This window comes from Mesorhizobium sp. 128a (assembly GCF_053848025.1).
Genome location: NZ_JBSPKY010000004.1, coordinates 153,742 through 178,869, shown reverse-complemented (window position 1 = coordinate 178,869; position 25,128 = coordinate 153,742). Strand labels below are relative to the sequence as shown.

The window sequence follows — 25,128 nt, the reverse complement described above, 5'->3', positions numbered from 1 at the left end:
AGGCAGCCTGGCAGCTGCCGGATTGGCCCAATTCCGAGTTTCTGGACAGGGTGAAGCCCGCCCGCTAAAAGGCCAAGTCGATCTTCTAAAAAGCAGAGACCCAGTTTCCGCCGGCCGTGCCGGCGGTTTTCGCGAAAAGGCAGCAGTCATGAGTGGCGTGAACGAGATCCGGTCGACATTCCTCGACTATTTCCGCAAGGAGGGCCACGAGGTCGTGGCCTCGAGCCCGCTGGTGCCGCGCAACGACCCGACATTGATGTTCACCAATGCCGGCATGGTGCAGTTCAAGAACGTCTTCACCGGTCTTGAGAAGCGGCCCTATTCGCGCGCCACCACCGCGCAGAAGAGCGTGCGCGCCGGCGGCAAGCACAACGACCTCGACAATGTCGGCTACACCGCGCGCCACCTGACCTTCTTCGAGATGCTCGGCAACTTCTCCTTCGGCGACTATTTCAAGGAGCGCGCCATCGAGTTGGCCTGGAACCTGATCACCAGGGAGTTCGGGCTGAACAAGGACAAGCTCTTGGTCACCGTCTATCACACCGATGACGAGGCGGCCGGCTTCTGGAAGAAGATCGCCGGCTTCTCCGATGACCGCATCATCCGCATCCCGACCTCGGACAATTTCTGGGCGATGGGCGACACCGGACCCTGCGGTCCGTGCTCGGAGATCTTCATCGACCGTGGCGAGCACATCTGGGGCGGCCCTCCTGGCAGCCCGGAGGAGGATGGCGATCGCTTCCTCGAATTCTGGAACCTGGTGTTCATGCAGTATGAGCAGGTCACCAAGGAAGAGCGCATCGACCTGCCGCGGCCGTCGATCGACACGGGCATGGGCCTGGAGCGTATGGCCTCCATCCTGCAAGGGGTGGAGAGCGTGTTTGAGACCGACCTGTTCCGCCATCTGATCGACGCGGCGTCGTCCGCGCTCGGGCAGGGGCCTGACAAGGAGACGGTGGCGTCCTACCGCGTCATTGCCGATCACCTGCGCTCGTCATCCTTCCTGGTGGCCGATGGCGTGTTGCCGTCGAACGAAGGCCGCGGCTACGTGCTGCGCCGCATCATGCGCCGCGCCATGCGCCATGCTCAGCTGCTGGGCGCCAAGGAGCCGCTGATGTGGAAGCTGGTGCCGGCGCTGGTGCGCGAGATGGGCCAGGCCTATCCCGAACTGCTGCGCGGCGAACAGCTGATCACCGAGACGCTGAAGCTCGAGGAGACGCGCTTCCGCAGGACGCTGGTGCGCGGCCTCGGCTTGCTCTCCGAGGCGACAGAGACGCTGCATGCTGGCGACATGCTGGATGGCGAGACCGCCTTCAAGCTCTACGACACTTACGGCTTCCCGCTCGATTTGACGCAGGACGCGCTGCGCCAGCGCAGCATCTCGGTCGATCTTGCCGGCTTCACCCATGCGATGGAGCAGCAGAAGGCCGAGGCGCGCAAGCATTGGACCGGGTCCGGCGAGGCCGCCACCGAAACGGTGTGGTTTTCCGTGCGCGAACAGACCGGCGCCACCGAATTCCTCGGCTACGAAACTGAAGCTGCGGAAGGCCTCATCCAGGCGCTGGTCAAGGACGGCAAGACCGTCGACAGCGCCGGCAAGGGCGATGCGGTGGCGGTCGTCGTCAACCAGACGCCGTTCTATGGCGAGTCCGGCGGCCAGATGGGCGACACTGGCGTGATCTCAGGCGAAGGTTTTTCGATCGAAATCTCCGACACGCAGAAGAAGGCCGACGGGCTGTTCGTGCATCTGGGCAAGGTGGCGAGCGGCTCGGTCAAGACCGGTGCTTCTGTCGAACTGAAGGTCGACCATGCACGCCGCACCAGGCTGCGCGCCAACCATTCGGCCACGCATCTGATCCATGAGGCGCTGCGCGAGGTGCTAGGCACCCATGTCGCGCAGAAGGGCTCGCTGGTGGCGCCTGAGCGGCTGCGCTTCGACATTTCGCACAACAAGCCGATCTCGGCCGAAGACCTCGAAGAGGTCGAGCGCATGGCCAACGAAATCGTCGTCCAGAACAGCCCGGTGACGACACGCCTGATGTCGGTCGACGATGCCATCGCCGAGGGCGCCATGGCGCTGTTTGGCGAGAAATACGGCGACGAGGTGCGCGTCGTGTCGATGGGCACCGGCGTGCACGGCGCCAAGGCCAATAGGCCCTATTCTGTCGAGCTCTGCGGCGGCACCCATGTCCGCGCGACCGGCGATATCGGTCTTGTCCGCGTCGTCTCCGACAGCGCGGTCGCCGCCGGCGTGCGCCGCATCGAGGCGCTGACCGGCGAAGCCGCGCGCAAATATCTCGACGAGCAGGACAGACGCCTGAAGGCGACGGCGGCAGTGCTGAAGATCTCGCCTGCCGACGTGCCGGCGCGCGTCGAGACGCTGCTCGAGGAGCGCAAGAAGCTCGAGAAGGAGCTGAGCGAAGCGCGCAAGAAACTGGCGCTGGGCGGCGGGTCGCCCGCCGATGCTCCGGCGGCCAACGAAACCGTCGCCGGCGTCGGCTTCCTCGGCAAAGCGGTTTCCGGCGTGTCGCCAAAAGACCTGAAGCCGCTCGCCGATGCGGGAAAAACCTCGCTCGGTTCTGGCGTAGTCGTGTTCGTTGGCGCGGGCGAAGACAACAAGGCAAGTGTCGTGGTCGCTGTCACCGACGACCTCGTTAGCCGCTTCAGCGCGGTCGATCTGGTGCGCGTGGCTTCGGCAGCGCTCGGCGGGCAGGGCGGCGGCGGCCGGCCCGACATGGCGCAAGCCGGCGGCCCGGATGCCTCGAAGGCGAATGATGCCATCGCCGCGGTCAAGGCAGCGCTGGAGGCAGCCTGAAGCCACCCCATGCCCGATAGTCCCCGCAAGAAGGTGCTCGTCCTCGGCGGCTACGGACTGATCGGCGAAGCCGTCGTCGGCCGCTTGGCTCGCGACGGGCATGATGTGACCGGCCTCGGCCGCGATATCAGCGAGGCCGCGCGACGCTGGCCAGCCGTGCGCTGGGTCGCGGCCGACATGGCGGGGCTGCTTGCCGCTGAAGACTGGCTGCCGCTGGTCGCCGGCATGGATGCGGTGGTCAATGCCGCGGGCGCCTTGCAGGACGGCCCGCGCGACCGCCTCGACGCCATCCACCGAGGCGCGGTCGTGGCGCTTGTCGCGGCCTGCGAACAGGCCGGTATCGGGCATTTCATACAGATCTCGGCAATCGGCGCCGATCTCGCCTCGCCGGATGTTTTCTTCAGCACCAAGGCGCAAGGCGACAAGGCCGTCGCAGGTTCTTCGCTGGAGTGGACAATCCTGCGCCCGGGGCTGGTGATCGCGCCCGCCGCCTATGGTGGGACAGCACTTGTGCGCGCTCTTGCCGCCTTTCCCGGTTTTGTCCCTGCCGTCATGGCGGGTCAGCCGGTCCAGACCGTGGCGGTCACCGATGTTGCCGAGGCCGTGTCGCGCGCGGTTGCCGGATCGCTGCCGCCGCGTCTGTCCGTCGATCTCGTCGAGACCGATGCGCGATCGCTGGCCGATGTGTTGGTTGCCTTCCGGGCATGGCTTGGCCTGCCGCCGGCCCCTGTGGTGCCGATGCCATCCTTTCTCGGCCGGATCGCGGCTGTTGTTGCCGATGGTCTCGGCCTGCTCGGCTGGCGATCGCCTTTGCGCAGCGCGGCTCTGGCCGCGCTGGCGCGCGGCGTGACCGGCAACGCCAGGTCGTGGAGCGAGATTTCCGATCATCCGCTGCATCCGCTGGAGTCAACGCTGGCCGCCATGCCCGCCCATGTTCAGGAGCGCTGGTTCGCGCGGCTCTGGCTGCTGAAACCGGTCGTATTCGGCTGCCTCTCGCTGTTCTGGCTGGTGTCCGGCATCGTCGGCTTTGTCAGGCAGGATGCTGCTGCCGGCATTCTGGTCTCGCATGGCCTGTCGCCAGCACTCGCCCTCGGAATGGTTCTTGCCGGAAATGTAGCCGACATCCTTGTCGGCGCCGCTGTTCTCGTTCGGTCCCTGGCGCGCCTCGCACTGATCGGGATGATTGCCATCACCTTGGCCTATCTTGGCGCAGCAACCGCGCTTGCGCCTGACCTGTGGCTCGATCCGCTGGGGGCAATGGTCAAGGCTGTTCCAGCACTTTGCCTCGCCCTGGTGGCGATGGCGATTTTGGATGAGCGATGAACCTCTGGACCGACCTCCTGCGCTGGGCGCATATCATCGGCGCCACGGTCCTGTTCGGCACCGGTGCCGGCATCGCCTTCTTCATGCTGATGGCGCAGCGCACCGGCCGTGCCGAACTCGTTGCCCATGTCGCCGGCACCGTCGTCATCGCCGACACCATTTTCACCGCGACCGCCGTCACCGTGCAGCCCATCACCGGCGTGCTGCTGGCGCAGGCCGTGGGCTGGCCGCTTTCCGAAGGCTGGATCGTGCTGTCTCTGCTGCTCTATGTCGTGACCGGCCTGTTCTGGCTGCCGGTGGTCCGGCTTCAGATCCGCATCCGCAACCTGGCGCGGCAGGCGGTCATCGACAACACACCGCTGCCCCTTGAGGAAAAGCGCCTGTTTCGCATCTGGTTCGGGCGGCGTCCCGGCATTCGCCGCCGTTCTTGCCATCCTATGGTTGATGGTGACAAGGCCGGCAATCGGCCTTTAGGCTGCACCGCCTAGCCCTGCCTTGCCGCCTTCAGCGCGTGCGTCATTCTGCTGGAGTCGCCCCATGTGGACAGCCAGATCAGCACGTCGGTGGCGACCGAAATCAGCGACCGCAGAATGTTCAGCGCCGGGCCGGGCGATTTCAACTGCTCTTCGGCGTGATGGAGATGCGCGAGCTCTTCCTCGCGGATTGCCAGGATGATGCCGTGCAATTCAGGGTCTCGATTGGCCAAAAAGAAGAGCTGATCGTCGAGATGGCGGTGGACTGTCGCTTCGACCGCCGCTGTGCAGGCCCAGATGCCTTGCGGGCCGAGCAGGGCGGTCACAAATCCCAGCAGCCAGCCGCCCCAGCTCCAGAATTGCATCACCCGGCACGGCCGCGACTGCCGCGCCGGCATGGCGGCGCGGAACGCGGCGCAATGCGTGCGCTCGTGCCCGAGCATCTCCGACAAGGATGGCACGCAATCCCGCCAGAAGCGTTTGGCGACAAGAATCTGGGCCGAATAGATCCTGATCGCACCGAACTCACCGGCGTGGTTGACCCTGACTATTCGGGCGACGGTGAGCGCATCCTGGCGAGAAAGGTCAACCATGGGCGCCCAGCCTTCTCAACCGACCGCCAGGCTCGGACGCTTTGCAATTCGGTCCCACCAAGCCTGCATATCGGCAAATTCAGCGAGCAACTTTTGCCCCTCGGCAACCCTAAGGAAATAGGCGATGATTGACGCCGCGTGCAGATCGGCCAACGTCAGCTGATCGCCGAGCAGCCACGGCCCGGGCGCTTTGAGGGAGGCAAGCACCCTGAGCACCGTTTCGGCCTGGCGCAGTCCGTCGGCGATCAGCGCCTCGTCGGGCGCTTCCTTCTCCAGCCGCTCGACGGCGACATCCCAGACCATCGACCTGTAGGCATAAGCGTCGAGCATGCCGATGATCTGGTTCATCCGCGCGCGGCCGCGCAGGTCCTTCGGCTGCAGCGCCGGGCCGTCGAACGCCTCGTCGACATAGCGGGCGATTGCACTGGTTTCGAACAGGCGAAAACCGTCATGCTCGAAGGCCGGGATGCGGCCAAACGGGTGATGTTCCAGATACCAGGCTGGACTACCATCGGCAGCGAAGATATCGACCGGCACAAGCTCGTAGTCGATACCCTTTTCCGCCAGCGCCAGGCGCACGATGCGGACATAGACGCTGTAGTCGGCGCCGTAGAGGATCGGCCTGGTCATCGATCAGCCCCTCGTTTCTGCCCAAAAAGAAGGCTCCTTTCGGAGCCTTCGTTATCGGCTTACGCCATCGCCTTCTGCAGATTCTCGTCGATCTTGTCGAGGAAGCCGGTGGTCGAAAGCCAGGGCTGGTCGGGGCCGATCAAGAGCGACAGGTCCTTGGTCATGAAGCCGCTCTCGACGGTCTGGATGCAGACCTTCTCCAGCGTGTCGGCAAAGCGCTTCAGTTCGGCATTGTCGTCGAGCTTGGCGCGGTGGGCGAGGCCACGCGTCCAGGCGAAGATAGAGGCGATCGAATTGGTCGAGGTTTCCTCGCCCTTCTGGTGCTGGCGATAGTGGCGGGTGACGGTGCCGTGCGCGGCTTCCGCTTCCACCGTCTTGCCGTCGGGCGTCATCAGCACCGAGGTCATCAGGCCGAGCGAACCAAAACCCTGGGCCACCGTATCGGACTGCACGTCGCCATCATAATTCTTGCAGGCCCAGACATAGCCGCCCGACCATTTCAGGGCCGAGGCCACCATGTCGTCGATCAGGCGGTGCTCGTACCAAAGCTTCTTCGCCTTGAACTCTGCCTCGAACTCCTGCTCGTAGACTTCCTGAAAGATGTCCTTGAAGCGGCCGTCATAGGCTTTGAGAATGGTGTTCTTGGTCGAGAGATAGACCGGATAGTTGCGCAGCAGGCCGTAATTCAGCGAGGCGCGGGCGAATTCGCGGATGGATTCGTCGAGATTGTACATCGCCATCGCGACGCCGGCGCCGGGTGCGTCGAACACGTCATGCTCGATCACCTTGCCGTCCTCGCCGACGAACTTGATCGTCAGCTTGCCCTTGCCGGGGAAGCGGAAGTCGGTCGCGCGGTACTGGTCGCCGAAGGCGTGACGGCCGACGATGATCGGCTTGGTCCAGCCGGGCACAAGCCGCGGCACGTTCTTCATGATGATAGGCTCGCGGAAGATGGTGCCGCCAAGAATGTTGCGGATCGTGCCGTTCGGCGACTTCCACATCTTCTTCAGCTTGAATTCCTCGACGCGCTGCTCGTCGGGGGTGATCGTCGCGCATTTGACGCCGACGCCCCACTTCTTGATGGCGTTGGCCGAATCGATGGTTACCTGGTCGCTGGTGGCGTCGCGGTGCTCGACGCCGAGGTCGTAATATTCAAGCTTGAGGTCGAGATAAGGGTGGATCAGCTTGTCCTTGATGAACTGCCAGATGATGCGGGTCATCTCGTCGCCGTCGAGTTCGACGACCGGGTTCGCCACCTTGATCTTCGCCATGGAAAGAATGCCTCGCTTTTGGGGAACGGAACGGCCTTGCCCGCATGGCTTTTGGCCGGGGATGCGGAGCGTATATCAAAGCCTATTTGGCCGCGCAAACGCCGATCGGCCACCAAAGCGGAGGGTGGCGCGTCTATCTGCTGTTTTTCAAAAGCTTCATTTTGGCGGACGGATGTGGCAGGGAACGCTGAAAAAGCCGCAAACAGCAGTTCATTGAGATCATGTCCGCCCCGCAATCGCCTGAAAACGTCCCCGCCGCCGGTCCGGCGATCATTCTGGTCGAGCCGCAGCTCGGCGAGAATATCGGCATGGTGGCGCGCGCCATGGCCAATTTCGGCCTGTCCGAACTGAGGCTCGTCAATCCGCGCGATGGCTGGCCGAGCGAGAAGGCGCGCGCGGCGGCGAGCCGCGCCGACCATGTCATCGATGCCGTCACTGTGTTCGGCGATCTGGCGTCCGCGGTCGCCGATCTCAATTTCGTCTTCGCCACCACGGCGCGCGAGCGCGACGGCTTCAAAGCCGTGCGCGGTCCGGTCGAGGCGGGCAGGGCGCTCAGGGCGCGCCAAATAGCCGGTCAGCGCACCGGGATCCTGTTTGGGCGCGAGCGCTTCGGCCTCTACAATGACGAGGTCGGGCTGGCCGACGAGATCGTCACCTTTCCGGTCGACCCCGGCTTCTCGTCGCTCAACATCGCCCAGGCCGTACTTTTGATGTCCTATGAATGGATGAAGTCGAGCCTCAAGGACGAGACCGCGACCAATTTCTCCAGTCCCGAAATGAAGCCGGCGAGCAAGGAAGAGCTGCACGGCCTGTTTGCCTATCTCGAAGGCGCGCTCGAAGCGCGCGGCTATTTCCGCCCGGCGCCGAAGAAACCCAAGATGGTCGACAATCTGCGCGCCGTCTTGACCCGCGCCGGTTTCGCCGAGCCGGAACTCAAGGTGCTGCGCGGCATCATCTCGTCGCTGGACCGGTTTTCGCCGGCCATGCCGCGCGGCGACGGCTCGCCGGGAGACGATCCGAGACGGCTTCCGGCCGCCGCTCGAAAACGCCTGGCAGACAAAGAAGATTAGCAATCACTAAGCTTCGAACGGCTGAAGTAACCGAATTTTATTTGCTTCTCATCCATTGTTGTCAAAACGGCGGGGTGGCAAATGTTCACGTCCAATATCGGCCGCATGCGCTTCTTCTTCTATTCCCTCGGCCTAGCCTTCCTCGAGGGCATGTTGGCTCTGGTATGCATTGTGGGGACGATGGGTCTCGAAGGCTTCATCAATTCCGCGCCCGGCCCGTCGCGGCAAGGGATGGCCGGCGCGGTCCTCGTCGTTTCGCTCCTGGCTGTTGTCATGCGCGGCAACTTTGCCTGGCGGCGCAGCCGCGACGCCAACGGCAAGGCCTGGATCCTGTGGTCCTACATCGTGTTCTGCGCCATCTACGCTTTTCTGCAGGCAGGCACATTGCTGGCCATCGATTTCAACAATCCGGAAAACACGTCCGGCGGTCTCAACCTGCTCGCGCTGTCGATCTTTGGCCTTTGGTGCACGATCCTGGTGGCAAAGCCGGTGGCGGGCAGCAATATCGATGAGCTGACATCGGTTTTCGATTTCGAGGGCGCTGTTCCGTCGGCTGGCGGCCGGATGGCCACCAGCGCTGCGCCATCCACTGCGCGCGCCGCCGCACCTGCCACACGCTCGGTGCCGTCTGTCCAACCGATGGGCCGGCCTAAGCCGGCGGGTTTCGGCAAGCGCGGGCTGTAGAGCAATCGCGAAAAGCGATCTTCGCGGGCGCTGCGCAAAACTTGACCGAATTCGCCACTTCAAGACCATGATCGTTGCGGATAGAACGGCATCGGCCATATCTCCGGCCAGCCCCTTCTGATCTCCAGCCTCTTTCCATGGTCCGACATCAATGAGCGATCGATCAAGCCACCGCCCGATCCTGATGTTCGATTCCGGCGTTGGCGGGTTGACCGTGCTGCGCGAAGCGCGCGTGCTGATGCCCGACCGGCGCTTCATCTATGTCGCCGACGATGCGGCTTTCCCCTACGGCGCCTGGGAAGAGCCGGCGCTGCAGACCCATATACTCGATCTCTTCGCAGAGCTGCTGGACCGGTTTTCACCAGCCATTTCGGTAATCGCCTGCAACACCGCCTCGACGCTGGTGATCGACGCGCTGCGCGACAGGTTTCCCGGCCATCCCTTTGTCGGCACCGTCCCGGCGATCAAGCCGGCGGCCGAGCGCACCCGCTCCGGGCTGGTTTCGGTGCTGGCGACGCCGGGCACGGTGAAGCGGCAATATACGCGCGACCTGATCGGCAAATGGGCGCAGAAATGCCATGTCCGCCTGGTCGGCAGCAACAATCTGGCCGGGTTGGCCGAAGTCTATATGCGCGAGGGCTTTGTCGACGAGGAGGCGGTGCGCGCCGAGATCGCACCGTGCTTCGTCCAGCATGATGATTTGCGCACCGATATCGTCGTGTTCGCCTGCACGCACTATCCGTTCCTGGCCAACCGCATGCGCAAGACCGCACCCTGGCCGGTGGATTGGCTCGATCCCGCCGAAGCGATTGCGCGGCGTGCGATGTCGCTGCTTCCGGCAGTCGACGGGCCTTTGCCGCAGAGCGAGCCCGACATCGCTGTCTTTACCTCGGGAAACGCCGATTTCGCCATCAGCCGGCTGATGCAGGGCTTTGGATTGAGCACGCGCTAGAGCGGTTCAGCGTTTCACGGAATCGCTGACCCGCTCTAGCTCTTTGTTTTTACGCAATTCCGGACGGAAAACCGCTACACACTTTTCCTGGAATTGCTCTAGGCCGGTTCGAAGACAATACGGCGTTGCTCCGGATCGGCCGAAACCAGCCTTAGCGTCAGGCCATCGCCTTGTCCGGACCCGGAGGCTTTTACATTGGCAACAACAGGCATGTCAGAGAGCTGAACGCGCATACGCTGGTCGGCGACGTCGGTGACGACGGCTTTGAACATTTCACCCTCGCGTCCCTTCAGCATGACTGCCTCTGCAAGGTCGATGGCCGCGTGGTTGATCTGCGAGGCGCGGGCATCCGCGCGCCCCATAACCCTGGGCAGTCTGGCGAACGCATCGGTAACGGCCTGCGGCACCGGCTGCCCGTTGGCGATTGCCAGCGCGCAGCGCACGACATAGCGGTCTGCCAGCCGTCTCAGCGGCGCGGTGGCGTGGGCATAGGTCGCAGCCATCGCCTCGTGCCACGGGACAACGCCTTCCTCATAGGGTTGATAGAACGCACCGGAACCGGCACGGCGAATTTCCAGCATCAGCGCTGCCTGTTGCCTGTTGCTGGAATCGAGGGTTCGCTGATAGTCGCGCAGGCTGGTCGACGCCGGCCAGGACAGGCCGAGAGCCTGTGCAGCGTTGCGCAGTCTTTGCACCTTGGAAGCATCCGGCGGCGCCATCACCCGGAACAACCCGGTCCGGTGGGCCAGCATGGCGTCGGCAATCGCCATGTTGGCGGCCAGCGAAAGCGCGGCGTTGTCCTGCTCTGATTGCAGCAGCGGTCTGAACGCAAGCTGGAATGTGCCATCGGCAAGCTGTTGCACCTCCTGCTCGGGCGGGTCGACGCGGGAAGCGCCACGACGCTCTTCGTTTGCCGCCATGCGCCGCGCAATTTCGGCGAAGCCTGTGGGAACGTCTGAAGCTCGCACGCTGTCATAGGCGAGCTTGGCGCGGTTCTGAATGATTGCGCGCTCCGCGCCGTCCAGCTTTACCGCGCCGTCCACAGCGATCCGAACCGTGAAGACAACAGCCGGGCGCGGTCCGCTGGGCAACAAGCTCGCGGCACCCTCGGCAATCACCCGGGGATAGAGCCCGGCCTTGCCGTCCGGCAAATACAGGGTCTCGCCCCGCGCCCAGGCTTCGAGGTCGACCGCGTCGCCGTCCTCGACGAACCAGGCCAAGTCGGCGATGGCATAGTGCAACAGAAGGTCGCTGCCGCTCGTCTCGATCGAAAACGCCTGATCAAGGTCGGTGGAAGTCGCCGGATCGAGTGTCACGAAAGGCATCGCCGTCCGGTCGGCATGCTGGTTGGGCACGCGCTTGGCCGCCGTCTGCGCCAGGGCCATTACATCAGGGGGAAATCCCTCCGGCACATGGAACTCGGTACGGATCTTTGCGAGGCCGGTAGCGAGTGCCTGTGTGGGATCGGTCAACGATTTCATCGCGCCGTCCTACACTGGCGTTCCGGACACGGGAAGGCCGATTTGCCGGCAGGCGGACCGGCCATGGGGCGGCAGACACGAGCGCTACCGGGGTTGACCGCCGGCGCTGGAACCGTCGCCGGAGCGCAGCGTTTCTTCTTTAGGCAGCAACGGAGGAACCGATATGCCTGCAAAATCACAAGCGCAACAAAAGGCCGCCGGCGCCGCGCTTTCGGCCAAACGCGGCGAAACCAGGAAAAGCGAACTCATAGGCGCCGCACGCGAAATGTATGAATCGATGAGTGAAAAGCAGCTCGAGGAATTCGCCGAGACCAAGCGCGAGGGCCTGCCCCAGAAGAAGTCGGCGGATTGAGCTCAGCGCCAATCCAAACAAAAAGCCCGCGGCCGAGACCGCGGGCTATTCGCTTCAGGCCGAAGCCGAAACTACCAGCGCCACCAGCAGCGCTTCACCTTGTAGCGGATGACCTTCTTGTAGCCGTGCCGCCAGACGACCTTCTTCTTGATCACGATGCGGCAGACCTGGTGATGTTTGTGACCGCTCCAATGCCTGGCCATCGCCGGCTCCGGGACGGCAATCGACATCGATCCTGCTAGGGCGGCTGCACTTACCAACGAAAGGAAGAATTTTTTCATACGACTTCTGGCTCCTTTAGCTCCAGTCCCTTCCTAATGCCGTCGGTAACGACCCCGCCACATCCGGCACCGCACTTAACGTCAGAAATGCTATACAGTTGCCGCAACCGCTGCCAGCGGCGAGCTTGACACCGGTTAAATCTCCGTTTAACGAGCCCACCAACACCGGGCCGCAATGCCCGGTTGTTTCTTTTGCATGGCAAGCCCCGGGAAATCAGGTTTATCGTTTCCTTGGTCTTGTTTTGAAATGACGTGTCCCGTGGGTTTTCCATCGCATTGCGTGGAAAACCCTGTCAGGTCTCGAAAACGGAGGCCAGAGGAGGGCGCGTTTCCTTCACCCGGACCATGAGGTTCCGGGTGGTTTGTTTTGAAAGGGAATGCGATGAGCAAGCGCGAATCCGCGAAATACAAGATCGACCGCCGTCTCGGCGAAAACATCTGGGGCCGCCCGAAGTCCCCGGTCAACAAGCGTGAATACGGCCCCGGCCAGCACGGCCAGCGCCGCAAGGGCAAGCTTTCCGACTTCGGCCTGCAGCTGCGCGCCAAGCAGAAGCTGAAGGGTCACTATGGCGACGTTTCGGAAAAGCAGTTCCGCAAGGTCTACGAAGAGGCCGACCGCCGCAAGGGCGACACCTCGGAGAACCTGATCGGCCTGCTCGAGTCGCGTCTGGATGCGGTCGTCTACCGCGCCAAGTTCGTGCCGACCATTTTCGCCGCCCGCCAGTTCGTCAACCACGGCCACGTCAACGTCAACGGCAAGCGCGTCAACATTGGCTCGTACCGCTGCAAGCCGGGCGATGTCGTCGAAGTGCGCGAAAAGTCGAAGCAGCTGGTCATCGTTCTGGAATCGGTCGGCCTCGCCGAACGCGACGTGCCGGACTACATCGAAGCCGATCACAACAAGATGGTCGCGACCTTCTCGCGCATCCCCGGCCTGGCGGACGTTCCGTTCGCCGTGCAGATGGAACCGAACCTGGTCGTCGAATTCTATTCGCGCTGATCGGCTTCTCTGCCGCAGACATCAAAGGCCGCCCCTCGAGGCGGCCTTTTTCTTGGGCGGCGCGCTTTGCGATTTGCGGCCGATGCGCTAATCCCTGCCTAACAGACATTTGGGCCGACGCGCCATGAACATGCTGCCACACGCCGATCTGCTTGAACCGGTTGCCGATGCCGAAGGCGGCTTTCATTCGCTGTTTGCCGATGTGCCGTCTTCGGTCGAGTTCAACAAGCTGCGCAAGCGGCTGTTGCGGCTGACCCGCCAGGCGATCGAGGATTTCGCCATGATCAGGCCCGGCGACCGCTGGCTGGTTGCGCTGTCCGGCGGCAAGGATTCCTACGGCCTGCTCGCCGTCCTGCTCGACCTCAAATGGCGCGGGCTGCTGCCGGTCGAACTTCTGGCCTGCAATCTCGATCAGGGTCAGCCGAATTTCCCGAAACACATCTTGCCGGATTATCTCGACGCGCACGGCATTGCCCATCGCATCGAGTACCAGGACACCTATTCGGTGGTCACCGACAAGTTGCCCCAGGGCAGCACCTATTGTTCGCTGTGCTCGCGGCTGCGGCGCGGCCATCTCTACCGCATCGCGCGCGAAGAGGGCTGTTCGGCGCTGGTGCTCGGCCACCACCGAGAAGACATCCTCGAAACCTTCTTCATGAACCTGTTCCACGGCGGCCGCCTTGCCGCCATGCCGCCAAAGCTGCTCAACGATGACGGCGACGTCATGGTGCTGAGGCCGTTGAGCTATTGCGCCGAGGCGGATCTGGAAAAATTCGCCGGTGCGATGAAATTCCCGATCATTCCCTGCGATCTTTGCGGCAGCCAGGAAGGCCTGCAGCGCAACGCCACGAAGGCGATGCTGGACGATATGGAAAAGCGTATGCCGGGCCGAAAGGACTCGATGCTGCGCGCGCTGTCCAACACCAGGCCTTCGCATCTGCTGGACAGAAAACTGTTCGACTTTGCCGCGCTCAATGGCAGCCTCATCGCAGGACAAGACATTTCCGATGACATTTGATGATCGTGCGATCGACTGGCTGGCCGAGCTTCTTGCCGATGCTGCCAGAGTTGAAATCATGCCGCGCTTTCGCCGACTGGGCGAGGGCGACGTTCGCCAGAAGACCTCGGCGGCCGATCTGGTCACCGAGGCCGACGTCAACGCCGAGCGGCTGATCACGGCAAGGCTGCGGGAGCGCTATCCCACGGCGGTGATCGTCGGTGAGGAGGCCTGTTCCGACAATCCGGCGTTGCTCAAGGGGCTCGGCGATGCCGACCTCGCCTTCGTCGTCGACCCGGTCGACGGCACCTTCAACTTCGCCTCCGGTGTGCCGCTGTTCGGCGTCATGCTCAGCGTCGTGGTCAAGGGCGAGACCGTGGCCGGCATCATCCATGATCCCGTGGGCAAGGACTGGCTGATCGGCGCCAGGGGCGCGGGCAGCCATATCCGCCACGCGCATGGCACGCTGGAGAAGGTGCATGTCGCTGACGCCGTGCCGATCTCACAGATGACCGGCTCCGTCTCCTGGCAATATCTGGCTGAGCCGCAACGCTCGCTTCTCGCCCGCAACCAGACCAAGACGCTGTCGCAGTTCGGCTATCGCTGTGCGGCGCATGAATACCGGCTGCTGGCCAACGGCCATGCGCATTTCGTCGTCTACAACAAGCTGATGCCGTGGGATCATCTGGTCGGCGTGTTGATCCATGGCGAGGCCGGTGGCTACACGGCGCGGATCGACGGCAGCGCCTATCTGCCCTCGCATATCGATGGCGGCATCCTGGTCGCGCCTGACCGCGAAAGCTGGAAAGAATTGCGCCGGGAACTCTGGGCTGAGTAGTGTCAATTCCTGCCCTGGCGTTAAGCCGCCAGGCTCCAGACCAAAATTAATGCAGGTCGGTGACGTGCCCTGAAACGGGTGGGTTGTGCGGCTGGAACATCTTGCCGCGCTCTGCGATGAGGATCATCAACAGCGCCGCGACCGAGACACTGCAAAAGCCCGCGGCCAGCGGAGTCACCGTGCCGTTGAAGGCCTGGCCGATCAGCGTGCCGAGAATGCCGCCGAGAAACGTCTGCATGAAGCCCAGGATCGACGACGCCGTGCCGGCCAGTTGACCGAGCGGCTCCATTGCGAGTGCGTTGAAATTGGCGCCGAGCGCACCGAATGGCAGCATCGCGCTGGCGAAGAAGGCGATGAACAGCCAGAGCGGCATCTTCATTTCAAGCGAAACGGTGAGCCAGGCAAGGCTGATCACCAGGAACAAAAGCAGTGCGCTCTGTGACAGGCGGCGCATGCCGATGCGGCCGACCAGGCGGGAGTTGAGGTAATTCGAAAAAGCGAGAACGCCTGCGACACCCGCGAAGATGAGCGGAAACAACTCGCCGACATGAAAAATGTCGACATAGATCTGCTGTGCCGAGGCAATGAAGCCGAACATGGCGGCGAAAATGAAGGTACTGGCAAAGGCGTAGCAAAGCGCGATGCGGTTGGTGAGCACGATGCGGAAACCGCCGAGGACCGATGATACCGTCAACGGCCGGCGATATTCCGGATGCAGCGTTTCCGGCAGCCGCAGCAGCGACCAGGCCGACACGATCAGCGCCCCGACCGCCATGGTGACGAAGATCCAGTGCCAGCTTGCGAACAGCATGATGAACTGGCCGATGCCCGGAGCAATCACCGGGATCGCCATGAACACCATGAAGATCAGCGACATCACCTCGGCCATGCGCCGGCCGTCGAACGTGTCGCGCACGATCGAGACGGCGATGACGCGCGTGGCCGCCGCACCGATGCCTTGCACAAGCCGGCACAGGAGCAGGATGGCGAATGACGGGGCGATGGCGGCAGCCGCAGCCGCCACGACGTAGATCGCCAGCCCGACGACCAGCGGCGCGCGGCGCCCGAACCGGTCCGAGATCGGGCCGAAGAAAAGCTGTCCGCCGCCGAAGCCTAAGATGTAGGCGGTAATCACATACTGGCGGTGGTTTTCATTTTCGACGCCGAGCGTGGCGCCAATCTGCTGCAGCGCCGGCAGCATGATGTCGATGGCGAGCGAGTTCAGCGCCATCAGCGCCGCGCACAGCGCAATGAATTCCCAGCGCGGAATAGGCAATTTGCTTGCCTGTTGCGGCGCTTGTGACGGCTGGTCCACGGTGGGTCCAATCTCAAAACGAATATGCGCCGGCATGCCGGCGCATCGGTTCGTCCTCCCCCGGGTGAGGCGGAGGTCATATTGCGGGGATGGGGCCGCCCCGGTCTAAACCAGAATCAGGCGGTGGCTTTGACGCTGACGCCTTTTTCGACGAGGAACGTCTGCAGTTCGCCCGCCTGGAACATTTCGCGGATGATGTCGCAGCCGCCAACGAATTCGCCCTTGACGTAGAGCTGCGGAATCGTCGGCCAGTTCGAATATTCCTTGATGCCCTGGCGCAGTTCGGCCGAGGTCAACACGTCGACGCCCTTATAGTCGGCGCCGATGTAATCGAGGATCTGCACCACCTGGCCGGAAAACCCGCACTGCGGAAAGCCGGGCGTGCCCTTCATGAAAAGGACGACGTCGTTGCCCTTCACTTCGCTGTCGATGTAGTCGTTGATGCCGCTCATGGAATATCCTTTCACGCCTGTGGGAGTCAGGCTCGAAGCATAGCCATCAGATAAACCCATAGATGGGCCGAAACAAGATGTTTGCGCCGCCGCCGCGGAAATGGCGCAAAGGATCGCCTGATTTGGGCCAAGCCTCCGTACCGATTGCAGCCTCCGGGACATGATGAAAAAACGATATGGCGCCGCCTTTCTGATCGCCATCCTGGTGGTGGCGAATGCCTTCATCTGGTGGCCAAAACGCCCGGAGCCGCCGCCTTTGGTCATTGGCGGTGACCTGCCGGCACCTTGCCGGAATGTCGCCTTCGAGGCGGTGACCTATGTCGTGTGCGAGATCGATCTTCGGGCCGACAGCATCGGTGTTTTCCATGCCGCTGCCGACGGCAAGCCCTACGGCTCGCTTGAAACTTTCGACAAAGCGGTTGCCGCCGAGGGTAGGCCGGTGCTGCTGTCCATGAATGGCGGCATGTATCATGAAGATCTGTCGCCGGTCGGCCTGCTGGTCGAGGACGGCAGCGAAAAGTCGCCGCTCAACCTTGCCGATGCCGAAGGCAACTTCTTCCTGAAGCCGAACGGCGTTTTCTTGCTGGGCAAGGACGGCAAGGCCGCGGTCATGGAGAGCAGCGCCTATGCCGCCGCCAGGCCTGACGTCGCTTTCGCCACGCAGTCCGGTCCGATGCTGGTGATCGGTGGCGCGCTTCATCCGCGCTTTGAGACCAATGGCAGCTCTCGCTACATCCGCAATGGCGTCGGCGTGCGTGACGAAAACACGGTCGTGCTGGCGATCTCGCGTTCGGAAGTGAGTTTTGGCAGCTTCGCGCGGCTGTTTCGCGACGCACTTGGCTGCCGCAACGCGTTGTTCCTCGACGGCGCGGTCTCGGCATTGTCGAATGGAACGAGAATGATTGTCGGCGGCAAGTATCCGGCAGGGCCGATCATTTCAGTGTCGGTGAAGCCGATCACGTCCGTTTCGGCCAGGCAGCCGCTGACACAGTAGGTCAGCCTGGTTTCAGTCCGGCACGCTGGTCTGCAGGGCCAGTGCGTGCAGTACGCCGCCCATATTGCCCTTCAGCGCGTCATAGACCATCTGGTGCTGCTGAACTCGGCTCTTTCCCCGGAAGCTCTCGGCCACCACTTCGGCCGCATAGTGGTCGCCGTCGCCGGCAAGGTCGCGGATCGTCACCTTGGCGTCGGGAATGCCGTCCTTGATGAGTTTTTCGATGTCGTGGGCATCCATTGCCATGGCAAAATCCTGTTCTGGGCGGCTAGGCAGCTTTTACGAGGGTGACTCAGGGGGTAAGCCTAAAGCCTTTCTGGTTCGGGTTGAAGCCGTTCTGTCCGTGACGCAGTGTCTAAGGGCAATCCTGCCGCGGGTGCACCACACCATCCTCGGTGATGTCGTCGCGGGTCGAGAACCCCCGGCCAAGACTGAAGGTCAGGACATAGAGCGGAATGTTGATCACCAGGCCGACGATGGGGAGATAGCTGGTCATCTGCCATAGTGCCGAAAAGAATGGCTGGCCATAGCCGTCGCAGGCCAGCGACGAGCCGTATTCCCACAGCGCCCCTATGACGGCCGCGACAATAAAAAGCTTGATGCAGGTGACGACATGCCTTGCTCGTGCCGGTTCCGGCGAAAGCCGGATCCAAAGCACCAGGCAGATGATCGGAACCGCATAGATGAGGGTCTGCAGGACCAGCATCGGAAGCGTGCCGTTGGCCGCCTCAAGGAACTGCTCACGCCTTTCCAGCAGCGGACAGACCTCGCTCGAGGTCGTCGACAGCAGGAAGAAGACGAATGGGCCGAGGACCCAGAAGAAGAACAGCGACGGCCAGAAGACGACTGCGATCAGCGTCCGGGCAGCCAGTCGGGTCAACTGGCCTTATCCATGAAGCGCGGGAACCAGCCTTCGTGGGCGCTCACGAGGTCGCTCACCGGTATTGCCCTGGCGTCGCCCAGTTTCAGCTCGCTTCCGCCGGTCGAGCCGATCCATGGCGCGAAGATGCCGAGCTTGCTCTGCTCCTCGCGGATGGCGTCCCATTCCTTGCTCTGCGGATCGACCGACAGCGTCAGGAGGTAGCGGCCCTGGTCCTCGCCGAACCATACGGGGATCGGGTCGGTGCCGGCAAGACCGGGAAGGGTGGCGCCGATGCCGGATGCCATCGCCATTTCGGCCAGCGCTATCGCTAGGCCGCCATCGGAAAGGTCATGCGCGGCCGTCACCACGCCCGATGCGATCAGCCCGCGCACATGGTCGCCGACGCGCTTTTCATGCGCGAGGTCCACCGGGGGCGGCGGCCCGTCGGTACGGCCATGGATGTCCCTGAAATAGGCGGACTGGCCGAGATGGCTGCCCCAGGTCGCGGGTGCGCCGACCAGCAGGATCATCTGGCCCTCGGCGGCAAAGCCGATGCGCGTCATCTTCGACCAGTCGGCGATCAGCCCGACGCCGCCAATGGTCGGCGTCGGCAGGATGCCCTGGCCGTTGGTCTCGTTGTAGAGCGAGACATTGCCCGACACGATCGGGAAGCCGAGCGCCCGGCAGGCATCGCCAATGCCTTTCACCGCGCCAACCAGCTGGCCCATGATTTCCGGCCGCTCCGGATTGCCGAAATTGAGGTTGTCGGTCGCCGCCAGCGGCAGCGCGCCGGTGGCGGTCAGGTTGCGCCAGCATTCCGCTACCGCCTGCTTGCCGCCCTCATAGGGGTCGGCCTCGCAATAGCGCGGTGTGACGTCGGAGGAGAAGGCGAGCGCCTTGGTCGGATGGCCCTCGACGCGCACCACGCCTGCGTCGCCGCCCGGCAGCTGCAGCGAATTGCCCTGGATCAGCGTGTCATACTGCTCCCACACCCAGCGGCGCGAAGACAAATCCGGCCCGCCGAGCAGCTTCAGCAGCGCGTCGGCGACATCGGCCTTTGGTGCATCGCCAGCCGCCAGTGCCGCCGGCTTCGTCGGCTCGACCCAGGGGCGGTCATATTCCGGCGCCTTGTCGCCAAGGTCCTTGATCGGCAGATTGGCGACCTCGTCGCCCTGGTGGATGACGCGGAAACGCAGATCGTCGGTGGTCTTGCCGACGATGGCGAAGTCGAGGCCCCATTTGTGGAAGATCGCCTCGGCTTCCTTTTCCTTCTCGGGGCGCAGCACCATCAGCATGCGCTCCTGGCTTTCCGACAGCATCATCTCATAGGCGCTCATGCGCTCTTCGCGCACCGGCACCTGATCGAGGTGAAGCTCGATGCCGAGGTCGCCCTTGGCGCCCATCTCGACCGCCGAGCAGGTGAGGCCGGCCGCCCCCATGTCCTGGATGGCGATGACCGCGCCCGAGGCCATCAGTTCAAGGCAGGCCTCCAACAGGCATTTTTCGGTGAAGGGATCGCCGACCTGCACGGTCGGCCGCTTCTCGTCGATCTTGTCGTCGAACTCGGCTGACGCCATGGTGGCGCCGCCGACACCGTCGCGGCCGGTCTTGGCGCCGAGATAGACGACCGGCAGGCCGACGCCCTTGGCTTCCGACAGGAAGATCGCATCGGTCTTGGCAAGACCGGCGGCAAAGGCGTTGACCAGGATGTTGCCATTGTAGCGGGCGTCGAAATTGACCTCGCCGCCGACCGTCGGCACACCGAAGGCGTTGCCATAGCCGCCGACGCCGGACACGACGCCGGAGACGAGGTGCCTGGTCTTGGGATGGTCCGGCGCGCCGAAGCGCAGCGCGTTCATCGCCGCGATCGGCCGCGCGCCCATGGTGAAGACGTCGCGCAATATGCCGCCGACGCCGGTTGCCGCACCCTGATAGGGCTCGATGTAGGAAGGGTGGTTGTGGCTCTCCATTTTGAAGACGACGCAGTCGCCATCGCCGATATCGACCACGCCGGCATTTTCGCCCGGGCCCTGAATGACCTGCGGCCCGGTGGTGGGTAGCGTGCGCAACCATTTCTTCGAGGATTTGTAGGAGCAGTGCTCGTTCCACATTGCCGAGAAGATGCCGAGCTCGGTGAAGCTCGGCTCGCGCCCGACCAGATCGAGGATGCGCTGGTATTCGTCGGGCTTCAGCCCGTGCGCGGCAATGAGTTCGGGAGTGATCGGCACGGAATTGGAAATGGTCATGGGCAGCGATTGGTATCCGTGGGAGAGGGGGATTTTCTGAGTCCCCTCTTATCGCAAGCTTTGGCGCGATACACCCCATCCGCCGACGAAAAAACGCCGGAAAGCCACAAGGTGGCGATAGTACCGAGGGAGCGGTCGCGGAACGCTATCGCGCCCCGGCCGTTAGGTCTGCAACCAATCAGGAGATTTCGACATGGCCACCAAGCAAGGCAAGAAAGACAATCGCCTCTCGGACAAGGAAGCTATGCATCTTGCGGAGATCACCGACGTTTCGCCGCAGCAGGCCAAGGACCTTGCCGAGGAGCACGGCAAGGACAAGGGCGCGAAGGAAGCCAAAAACTTCAAGGCGGAGGGCTGACCGAGATCGGGGCCGCCAGAACCCGTAAGCGTCAATGGGTCAGGACGACCTGTCGTAGCCGGCGCGGCCTTCCTCCAGCAGCCGACGGATCACCGCGATGCCGCTGGCGATCTCCTCGCGCCGCATAGGCTGCGAGACTCCGAAACGAACGCCGTGAAAAACCTGCTCGGAGCGCCCGGCTTTGAATTCGTCCTCATCGTCGAGCAGCACGCCGTTTTCGAGGCATGCACTGCGGAAGGTGCCGGACAGCCAGGGATCGGGCAGGGTCAGCCAGACGAAGGGCACGCTGTCGTTTGACTTGAATGCGAAGCCGGCCAATGTCTCGCGCACGATGGCAATGCGGGCGGCGATTTCGGCGATGCTGCGCCGGCGGATATCGCCAGCCTGTCCGGACAGCACCAGACGCGCATTCACTTCCGCCAGCAGGAACGGCATGCCGCCGGTCATCATCTTGTGAGCGACGCGGATGCGGTGGCGATAAGCGGGCGGGCAGGAGAGCCAGCCGCCGCGAACGCCGGCGGCGACCGACTTCGACAGGCCGCCGGCAACGATGGTGCGCTCGGGCGCATATTCGGCGATGAGCGGTGTCGGGTCCGAGGTCAGGCCGCCATAGAGATCGTCCTCGATGAGGATGACATTGTACTCCCGCGCGACCCGCGCGATCGCCTCGCGGCGCGAAACCGACAGGATCGCCAGCGTCGGGTTCTGCACCGTCGGCATCAGGAAAATCATTTTCGGGTGCTTTTGCGCGCAGACGCGCTCGAAATCCCCGGGGTCGAGGCCGTCCTCATCCGATGCGACCAGTGCAATGCGCCGCCCGACAAGCCCGGCGCTGCGGGCGATCTGCGAATAGGTGAGGTGTTCGAAGGCGACGTAATCTCCCGGCGTGGTCAGCGCCGCGATCGCCGCCATCACAGCGGCATGGGTGCCGAGCGTGGGAACGATGGTCTCTGCGGCAGGGCGGAACGAATTGCGCGACAGCCAGCGGGCGCCGGCTTCGAACCAGCGGTCCGGGAAGTCCCTGGTGTAGCTGGAAATCTCATGCGGATGGTCCTGCACCGTGCGCGACAGCATGTCGGCGACAATGGCGCCCTGGCCGATATCGGGCGCGGCCGTGCTGTCGAAGCGCAGTTTGCCGGGCGGCGCATCGACATAGCGCGTGCCTTGCACGGCAGGCTCGGCGAATTCCGGTGACGCCGCTTTCGATTGCTGGGCCAGCACATAGGTCCCGCGCCCGACCTCGCCGCTCACTAGCCCGCGCTCGCGCAGCAACTGGTAGGCCCGGCCGATCGTGCCGACGGTAGTGCCGATGTCATAGGCGAGATCGCGCTGCGGCGGCAGTTTTGCCCCAGCGTCGATGACGCCCTTGTCGATGTCGGACTCGATGCTGTCGGCAAGGCGCTGGTAAAGCGGGCCGGAGCCGGTGGTGAGATCGGGAAGCCAATTTGTCATGGTGACAATTTTGTATATTGCACCGGATTGAGAGTCAATACATATCAAGCTCGTACCGAAAAGGGTACAATTTGCAACCTTGGCAGAAAGACAATGAGCACAATCGAGACAATCCGCTATACCGGAACTGAACTGGTCGGGCCACGCTCGTCGGGCCGGCGCGGCTTTGTCAGCCGCATCGTGCATGTGGTCAGGTCACTCACTCATCAGATCGGCGCGTTGCTCGAGCGCCGCCGCGGCCGCCTGGCCTTGCTGGAAATGACCGACGAGCAGCTCAGGGACATCGGTGTGTCGCGTGGCGACGCTCACCGTGAAGGTATCCGGCGCTTCTGGGACTGACCTGGAGCCGTTCCGGTCAGCGACGGCCGCCCGGTGCCCTGAGGCGTGCGATGCCCTTGTCGACAAGCACGGCGAGGATGCACAGCACCAGAAAAACACCGGTGACGGCCAGCGCCGAAAGCGCGACGCTGGCCGCGCCGTTCTTGGCGGCGTCGAGGAAGGGGTAGGGCACTTCGCCTGCGATCGGCGCCCGTGCCAGCGCATAAGCGAGATAGGCGATCGGATAGGCCATCCACCACGAGATGTCGCTCCACCGCGTCCTGCCGTCGGCGCCCGCCACCAGCCACCACAGAACGAACAGCACCGGCGTCACGTAGTGCAGCAGCACGTCGCAGAGCAAGAACAGGCCCTGCGGCTGCCAGAGCTGCGCCAGAACCGTGGCATAGACGATGAAGACCAGCGCGATCGAAACAGCGACGCCTGCGCGCATTCGCGATCCGGCGAAGGCAGGCAGCCAGGCATAGCCTGAAGGCGACAGCAGCGACACGTGGACCAGAACCGCGCCGATGTTGGTCAGGATGGTGAAGAAGCTGAACAGAAAGACGATGGAGCCGACAAAACTGCGGCCGGCTTCCATCGACGCCGGGATGGTGATGCAAAATTGCAGGACAAGCCCGGACAGACCGACGATCAATCCCGCAATCTGCAGGAAGCGGCTCATGCGTCAGGCGGCCGCGTTACAGGAGGGATTGCCCGTCTGCCAGCGCGCAATATCGGAGCCGACGCGCGCGCCGAGCGGATCGTCCATCAGCGGGCCGAACACGTCGATGCGGCTGGAATTGCCTTGCGCCTGGACGACCAGCAACGGCTTGCCGCCATAATGCTTGGCCGGCACCAGCAGGAAGCGCGGCGTGCCGCTGAACGAATTCAGCTCATTGGCCATCTGATACGACTTGAAGGCGGGATCCTTGCTGGCGATCCAGCATTTGTGGGCTGATATCGCCACCTGTTCCATGGCAAGCAGCGAAGCGCTTTTGCCTGCGGGCACCGGCGCGCTCTTCGGGCTGGACTGGCAGGACGCCAGCGCAAAGCCGGCGGCAGTCAGGAAAGCCATCCGGGCAATCGTCAGTTTCATGGTCAGCCGCCCCCGCGTTGAAGATTTCGAGAAATATCAGGCGGCAATGCCGAGTGCGCCTTCGAACAGCGCGCGGCCGTCGCTGCCGCCATGCGCTGCCTCGATCAGGTTTTCCGGATGCGGCATCAGGCCGAGCACATTGCCCTTCTCGCTGATGATACCGGCAATGTCGTTGATCGAGCCGTTGGGATTGGTGCCCTCGGCATAGCGGAACACCACCTGACCTTCGCCTTCGAGGCGGGCAAGCGTGTCGGCATCGGCAAAATAATTGCCGTCATGATGCGCCACCGGGGTGCGGATGATCTGGCCCGGCTGGTAGCGGCGGGTGAACATGGTGTTGGCGTTGGCGATTTCGAGCTTCACCTGCCGGCAGACGAATTTCAGCGAGGAATTGCGCATCAGCGCGCCGGGCAACAGGCCGGCCTCAACCAGGATCTGGAACCCGTTACAGACGCCGATGACCATGACGCCCTTGGCTGCCTTCTCGGCGACGGCCCGCATCACCGGCATTCGCGCCGCAATTGCGCCGCAGCGCAGGTAATCGCCAAAGGAGAAGCCGCCGGGAATGGCGATCAAGTCGACATCGGGAATTTCGGTATCGGTCTGCCAGACGGTGACCGGCGCCTTGCCGGAAATCTTGGTCAGCGCCGCGATCATGTCGCGGTCGCGGTTGAGGCCAGGGAGAAGAACGACGGCTGATTTCATGGCAATTCCTGTTCGCGGATCTCAAGCAGATACCGGGGCGCAACGTGATTGGTCAACCAGACGCCGTTGTCGGAGAGAAAGAATATCGCTCCGTCTCCGGCCATGGCCGCCGAGTCGACGCGCAAGATAACATCTTTTCCCTTGCGGCGCCGGGCCACGATCAGCGCCGTTTCCGTGTCTTTCGACAAATGAACATGCTGGCGCGACTGGCTTGTCAGCCCTTCGCGCAGGATGCTGGGGAGGAATTCTTCCTTGGTGCCGTGGTAGAGGAGAGCGGGCGGGACGGATGGCGGCAGGCCGAGATCGACATCGACGCTGTGGCCCTGCACGGCACGGATACGATTGCCATCGATGGCAAAGCGCTTTTTCGGATTTTCCGCGACAATGCGCGAAACGTCGCCAGCCGAAGCCCCGAACTTCGCCTGGATCACCGCGCAGAGTTTATCGAAATTAGCCCAGCCGTTTTCCTCGAGCGACAATCCCGCCTCTTGAGGGGCGTGTCGCAGGACCAGGCTCATGAATTTGGAGATTTGCGTGTCGTTCGGCATGGTAAAGGTGGCTCTGTTACGC

At 63.2% G+C, this 25,128-nt stretch carries 27 protein-coding genes and 1 pseudogene; 13 read left to right on the top strand and 15 right to left on the bottom strand.

The annotated features are described in order from the left end of the window. Positions 1 to 148: 148 nt before the first annotated feature. The 3 genes and pseudogenes from alaS to ACWTU9_RS09590 all read left to right on the top strand — a co-directional run bounded on the left by alaS (position 149) and on the right by ACWTU9_RS09590 (position 4,612). Entirely contained in the window at positions 149 to 2,815 is a 2,667-nt protein-coding gene (gene alaS / locus ACWTU9_RS09600) for an alanine--tRNA ligase (protein ID WP_455858081.1), read from the top strand. Positions 2,816 to 2,824: 9 nt separating this feature from the next. Beyond that, the gene (locus ACWTU9_RS09595; protein ID WP_455858080.1) at positions 2,825 to 4,138 is read left to right on the top strand and encodes an SDR family oxidoreductase; all 1,314 of its coding nucleotides are present in this window, start codon (positions 2,825 to 2,827) and stop codon (positions 4,136 to 4,138) included. Continuing rightward, a pseudogene (locus ACWTU9_RS09590) lies at positions 4,135 to 4,612 on the top strand (DUF2269 family protein). The gene ACWTU9_RS09595 and the pseudogene ACWTU9_RS09590 overlap by 4 nt, the downstream one beginning before the upstream one ends. Positions 4,613 to 4,622: 10 nt before the next feature. On the opposite strand, the gene ACWTU9_RS09585 reads toward ACWTU9_RS09590, so the two are convergent. The 3 genes from ACWTU9_RS09585 to ACWTU9_RS09575 are packed head-to-tail and all read right to left on the bottom strand — an operon-like array spanning position 4,623 to position 7,105. Continuing rightward, the gene (locus ACWTU9_RS09585; protein WP_455858079.1) at positions 4,623 to 5,204 is read right to left on the bottom strand and encodes a demethoxyubiquinone hydroxylase family protein; all 582 of its coding nucleotides are present in this window, start codon (positions 5,202 to 5,204) and stop codon (positions 4,623 to 4,625) included. 15 nt (positions 5,205 to 5,219) lie between these two features. Continuing rightward, positions 5,220 to 5,834 (bottom strand): glutathione S-transferase family protein, encoded by a 615-nt coding sequence (locus ACWTU9_RS09580; RefSeq protein ID WP_455858078.1) that lies wholly within the window; start codon positions 5,832 to 5,834, stop codon positions 5,220 to 5,222. Between the two features lie 59 nt (positions 5,835 to 5,893). Beyond that, entirely contained in the window at positions 5,894 to 7,105 is a 1,212-nt protein-coding gene (locus tag ACWTU9_RS09575) for an NADP-dependent isocitrate dehydrogenase (RefSeq protein ID WP_455858077.1), read from the bottom strand. Positions 7,106 to 7,326: 221 nt separating this feature from the next. Here ACWTU9_RS09575 and ACWTU9_RS09570 point away from each other — a divergent pair, with 221 nt between their 5' ends. The 3 genes from ACWTU9_RS09570 (at position 7,327) to murI (ending at position 9,811) form a co-directional block, all read left to right on the top strand. Continuing rightward, the gene (locus tag ACWTU9_RS09570; RefSeq protein WP_455858076.1) at positions 7,327 to 8,175 is read left to right on the top strand and encodes an RNA methyltransferase; all 849 of its coding nucleotides are present in this window, start codon (positions 7,327 to 7,329) and stop codon (positions 8,173 to 8,175) included. An 81-nt stretch (positions 8,176 to 8,256) separates the two neighbouring features. Further along, the gene (locus ACWTU9_RS09565) at positions 8,257 to 8,859 is read left to right on the top strand and encodes a hypothetical protein (protein ID WP_455858075.1); all 603 of its coding nucleotides are present in this window, start codon (positions 8,257 to 8,259) and stop codon (positions 8,857 to 8,859) included. A 151-nt stretch (positions 8,860 to 9,010) separates the two neighbouring features. Further along, positions 9,011 to 9,811, top strand: a complete 801-nt coding sequence (murI, locus tag ACWTU9_RS09560; protein WP_455858074.1) for a glutamate racemase — start codon at positions 9,011 to 9,013, stop codon at positions 9,809 to 9,811. 98 nt (positions 9,812 to 9,909) lie between these two features. On the opposite strand, the gene ACWTU9_RS09555 is transcribed toward murI, so the two are convergent. Beyond that, complete coding sequence (locus ACWTU9_RS09555; RefSeq protein WP_455858073.1) at positions 9,910 to 11,292, bottom strand: RNB domain-containing ribonuclease; 1,383 nt, start codon at positions 11,290 to 11,292, stop codon at positions 9,910 to 9,912. A gap of 163 nt (positions 11,293 to 11,455) precedes the next feature. Here ACWTU9_RS09555 and ACWTU9_RS09550 point away from each other — a divergent pair, with 163 nt between their 5' ends. Then, on the top strand, positions 11,456 to 11,644 hold the full coding sequence (locus tag ACWTU9_RS09550; protein WP_455858072.1) for a DUF3008 family protein: 189 nt from the start codon (positions 11,456 to 11,458) through the stop codon (positions 11,642 to 11,644). Between the two features lie 71 nt (positions 11,645 to 11,715). Here the strand turns inward: ACWTU9_RS09550 and ACWTU9_RS09545 are convergent, their stop codons facing one another. Continuing rightward, the gene (locus ACWTU9_RS09545) at positions 11,716 to 11,874 is read right to left on the bottom strand and encodes a hypothetical protein (protein ID WP_455858071.1); all 159 of its coding nucleotides are present in this window, start codon (positions 11,872 to 11,874) and stop codon (positions 11,716 to 11,718) included. 433 nt (positions 11,875 to 12,307) lie between these two features. Here ACWTU9_RS09545 and rpsD point away from each other — a divergent pair, with 433 nt between their 5' ends. From rpsD to ACWTU9_RS09530, 3 genes are all read left to right on the top strand, one after another. Next, positions 12,308 to 12,925, top strand: coding sequence for a 30S ribosomal protein S4 (gene rpsD, locus ACWTU9_RS09540; protein ID WP_013895883.1), 618 nt, complete (start codon positions 12,308 to 12,310; stop codon positions 12,923 to 12,925). 124 nt (positions 12,926 to 13,049) lie between these two features. Continuing rightward, entirely contained in the window at positions 13,050 to 13,943 is an 894-nt protein-coding gene (ttcA, locus tag ACWTU9_RS09535; protein WP_455858070.1) for a tRNA 2-thiocytidine(32) synthetase TtcA, read from the top strand. Next, positions 13,933 to 14,760: an inositol monophosphatase family protein gene (locus ACWTU9_RS09530; protein WP_455858069.1), complete on the top strand. Its 828-nt coding sequence runs from the start codon at positions 13,933 to 13,935 to the stop codon at positions 14,758 to 14,760. Before ttcA ends, ACWTU9_RS09530 begins: the two co-directional genes overlap by 11 nt. Positions 14,761 to 14,806: 46 nt before the next feature. Here the strand turns inward: ACWTU9_RS09530 and ACWTU9_RS09525 are convergent, their stop codons facing one another. Beyond that, a complete protein-coding gene (locus ACWTU9_RS09525) occupies positions 14,807 to 16,075 on the bottom strand; it encodes a multidrug effflux MFS transporter (RefSeq protein WP_455858068.1) in 1,269 nt (422 codons plus the stop codon). A gap of 116 nt (positions 16,076 to 16,191) precedes the next feature. Next, entirely contained in the window at positions 16,192 to 16,527 is a 336-nt protein-coding gene (gene grxD / locus ACWTU9_RS09520; protein WP_112561431.1) for a Grx4 family monothiol glutaredoxin, read from the bottom strand. A gap of 163 nt (positions 16,528 to 16,690) precedes the next feature. On the opposite strand from grxD, the gene ACWTU9_RS09515 reads away from it, so the two are divergent. Next, positions 16,691 to 17,521, top strand: a complete 831-nt coding sequence (locus ACWTU9_RS09515; RefSeq protein WP_455858067.1) for a phosphodiester glycosidase family protein — start codon at positions 16,691 to 16,693, stop codon at positions 17,519 to 17,521. A gap of 12 nt (positions 17,522 to 17,533) precedes the next feature. Here the strand turns inward: ACWTU9_RS09515 and ACWTU9_RS09510 are convergent, their stop codons facing one another. The 3 genes from ACWTU9_RS09510 to purL all read right to left on the bottom strand — a co-directional run bounded on the left by ACWTU9_RS09510 (position 17,534) and on the right by purL (position 20,629). Next, a complete protein-coding gene (locus ACWTU9_RS09510; RefSeq protein WP_010909092.1) occupies positions 17,534 to 17,767 on the bottom strand; it encodes a BolA/IbaG family iron-sulfur metabolism protein in 234 nt (77 codons plus the stop codon). 109 nt (positions 17,768 to 17,876) lie between these two features. Continuing rightward, on the bottom strand, positions 17,877 to 18,401 hold the full coding sequence (locus tag ACWTU9_RS09505; RefSeq protein ID WP_455858066.1) for a hypothetical protein: 525 nt from the start codon (positions 18,399 to 18,401) through the stop codon (positions 17,877 to 17,879). Beyond that, positions 18,398 to 20,629, bottom strand: coding sequence for a phosphoribosylformylglycinamidine synthase subunit PurL (purL, locus tag ACWTU9_RS09500; RefSeq protein ID WP_455858065.1), 2,232 nt, complete (start codon positions 20,627 to 20,629; stop codon positions 18,398 to 18,400). Before purL ends, ACWTU9_RS09505 begins: the two co-directional genes overlap by 4 nt. 193 nt (positions 20,630 to 20,822) lie before the next feature. Between purL and ACWTU9_RS09495 the strand changes: the two genes are divergently transcribed. Further along, complete coding sequence (locus ACWTU9_RS09495) at positions 20,823 to 20,987, top strand: hypothetical protein (RefSeq protein ID WP_454576162.1); 165 nt, start codon at positions 20,823 to 20,825, stop codon at positions 20,985 to 20,987. 39 nt (positions 20,988 to 21,026) lie between these two features. Here ACWTU9_RS09495 and ACWTU9_RS09490 read toward each other — a convergent pair whose 3' ends face one another. Continuing rightward, positions 21,027 to 22,439 carry an aminotransferase-like domain-containing protein gene (locus tag ACWTU9_RS09490; RefSeq protein ID WP_455858064.1) on the bottom strand — a complete coding sequence of 471 codons (1,413 nt, stop codon included), beginning with the start codon at positions 22,437 to 22,439 and terminating at the stop codon, positions 21,027 to 21,029. Between the two features lie 93 nt (positions 22,440 to 22,532). On the opposite strand from ACWTU9_RS09490, the gene ACWTU9_RS09485 reads away from it, so the two are divergent. Continuing rightward, complete coding sequence (locus ACWTU9_RS09485; RefSeq protein WP_455858063.1) at positions 22,533 to 22,778, top strand: DUF1127 domain-containing protein; 246 nt, start codon at positions 22,533 to 22,535, stop codon at positions 22,776 to 22,778. A gap of 16 nt (positions 22,779 to 22,794) precedes the next feature. Here the strand turns inward: ACWTU9_RS09485 and ACWTU9_RS09480 are convergent, their stop codons facing one another. The 4 genes from ACWTU9_RS09480 to ACWTU9_RS09465 are packed head-to-tail and all read right to left on the bottom strand — an operon-like array spanning position 22,795 to position 25,106. Further along, the gene (locus ACWTU9_RS09480; RefSeq protein ID WP_455858062.1) at positions 22,795 to 23,439 is read right to left on the bottom strand and encodes a Pr6Pr family membrane protein; all 645 of its coding nucleotides are present in this window, start codon (positions 23,437 to 23,439) and stop codon (positions 22,795 to 22,797) included. 3 nt (positions 23,440 to 23,442) lie between these two features. After that, positions 23,443 to 23,853 carry a hypothetical protein gene (locus ACWTU9_RS09475; RefSeq protein ID WP_455858061.1) on the bottom strand — a complete coding sequence of 137 codons (411 nt, stop codon included), beginning with the start codon at positions 23,851 to 23,853 and terminating at the stop codon, positions 23,443 to 23,445. Positions 23,854 to 23,889: 36 nt separating this feature from the next. After that, positions 23,890 to 24,558, bottom strand: coding sequence for a phosphoribosylformylglycinamidine synthase subunit PurQ (gene purQ, locus ACWTU9_RS09470; RefSeq protein WP_455858060.1), 669 nt, complete (start codon positions 24,556 to 24,558; stop codon positions 23,890 to 23,892). Continuing rightward, a complete protein-coding gene (locus tag ACWTU9_RS09465; RefSeq protein ID WP_455858059.1) occupies positions 24,555 to 25,106 on the bottom strand; it encodes an RNA 2'-phosphotransferase in 552 nt (183 codons plus the stop codon). Before ACWTU9_RS09465 ends, purQ begins: the two co-directional genes overlap by 4 nt. Positions 25,107 to 25,128 lie beyond the last annotated feature (22 nt).

What these genes read in the sequence shown, in the direction of transcription:
- purL (WP_455858065.1), bottom strand. Translation starts at nt 20,629, where the DNA reads ATGACCATTTCCAATTCCGTGCCGATCACTCCCGAACTCATTGCCGCG.
- grxD (WP_112561431.1), bottom strand. Translation starts at nt 16,527, where the DNA reads ATGAGCGGCATCAACGACTACATCGACAGCGAAGTGAAGGGCAACGAC.
- ACWTU9_RS09570 (WP_455858076.1), top strand. Translation starts at nt 7,327, where the DNA reads ATGTCCGCCCCGCAATCGCCTGAAAACGTCCCCGCCGCCGGTCCGGCG.
- ACWTU9_RS09580 (WP_455858078.1), bottom strand. Translation starts at nt 5,834, where the DNA reads ATGACCAGGCCGATCCTCTACGGCGCCGACTACAGCGTCTATGTCCGC.
- ACWTU9_RS09495 (WP_454576162.1), top strand. Translation starts at nt 20,823, where the DNA reads ATGGCCACCAAGCAAGGCAAGAAAGACAATCGCCTCTCGGACAAGGAA.
- ACWTU9_RS09475 (WP_455858061.1), bottom strand. Translation starts at nt 23,853, where the DNA reads ATGAAACTGACGATTGCCCGGATGGCTTTCCTGACTGCCGCCGGCTTT.
- ACWTU9_RS09490 (WP_455858064.1), bottom strand. Translation starts at nt 22,439, where the DNA reads ATGACAAATTGGCTTCCCGATCTCACCACCGGCTCCGGCCCGCTTTAC.
- ACWTU9_RS09595 (WP_455858080.1), top strand. Translation starts at nt 2,825, where the DNA reads ATGCCCGATAGTCCCCGCAAGAAGGTGCTCGTCCTCGGCGGCTACGGA.
- ACWTU9_RS09480 (WP_455858062.1), bottom strand. Translation starts at nt 23,439, where the DNA reads ATGAGCCGCTTCCTGCAGATTGCGGGATTGATCGTCGGTCTGTCCGGG.
- murI (WP_455858074.1), top strand. Translation starts at nt 9,011, where the DNA reads ATGAGCGATCGATCAAGCCACCGCCCGATCCTGATGTTCGATTCCGGC.
- ACWTU9_RS09515 (WP_455858067.1), top strand. Translation starts at nt 16,691, where the DNA reads ATGAAAAAACGATATGGCGCCGCCTTTCTGATCGCCATCCTGGTGGTG.
- ACWTU9_RS09555 (WP_455858073.1), bottom strand. Translation starts at nt 11,292, where the DNA reads ATGAAATCGTTGACCGATCCCACACAGGCACTCGCTACCGGCCTCGCA.
- ACWTU9_RS09545 (WP_455858071.1), bottom strand. Translation starts at nt 11,874, where the DNA reads ATGTCGATTGCCGTCCCGGAGCCGGCGATGGCCAGGCATTGGAGCGGT.
- ACWTU9_RS09530 (WP_455858069.1), top strand. Translation starts at nt 13,933, where the DNA reads ATGACATTTGATGATCGTGCGATCGACTGGCTGGCCGAGCTTCTTGCC.
- ACWTU9_RS09565 (WP_455858075.1), top strand. Translation starts at nt 8,257, where the DNA reads ATGTTCACGTCCAATATCGGCCGCATGCGCTTCTTCTTCTATTCCCTC.
- ACWTU9_RS09485 (WP_455858063.1), top strand. Translation starts at nt 22,533, where the DNA reads ATGAGCACAATCGAGACAATCCGCTATACCGGAACTGAACTGGTCGGG.
- ACWTU9_RS09575 (WP_455858077.1), bottom strand. Translation starts at nt 7,105, where the DNA reads ATGGCGAAGATCAAGGTGGCGAACCCGGTCGTCGAACTCGACGGCGAC.
- ACWTU9_RS09585 (WP_455858079.1), bottom strand. Translation starts at nt 5,204, where the DNA reads ATGGTTGACCTTTCTCGCCAGGATGCGCTCACCGTCGCCCGAATAGTC.
- rpsD (WP_013895883.1), top strand. Translation starts at nt 12,308, where the DNA reads ATGAGCAAGCGCGAATCCGCGAAATACAAGATCGACCGCCGTCTCGGC.
- ACWTU9_RS09465 (WP_455858059.1), bottom strand. Translation starts at nt 25,106, where the DNA reads ATGCCGAACGACACGCAAATCTCCAAATTCATGAGCCTGGTCCTGCGA.
- ACWTU9_RS09550 (WP_455858072.1), top strand. Translation starts at nt 11,456, where the DNA reads ATGCCTGCAAAATCACAAGCGCAACAAAAGGCCGCCGGCGCCGCGCTT.
- ttcA (WP_455858070.1), top strand. Translation starts at nt 13,050, where the DNA reads ATGAACATGCTGCCACACGCCGATCTGCTTGAACCGGTTGCCGATGCC.
- purQ (WP_455858060.1), bottom strand. Translation starts at nt 24,558, where the DNA reads ATGAAATCAGCCGTCGTTCTTCTCCCTGGCCTCAACCGCGACCGCGAC.
- ACWTU9_RS09510 (WP_010909092.1), bottom strand. Translation starts at nt 17,767, where the DNA reads ATGGCAATGGATGCCCACGACATCGAAAAACTCATCAAGGACGGCATT.
- alaS (WP_455858081.1), top strand. Translation starts at nt 149, where the DNA reads ATGAGTGGCGTGAACGAGATCCGGTCGACATTCCTCGACTATTTCCGC.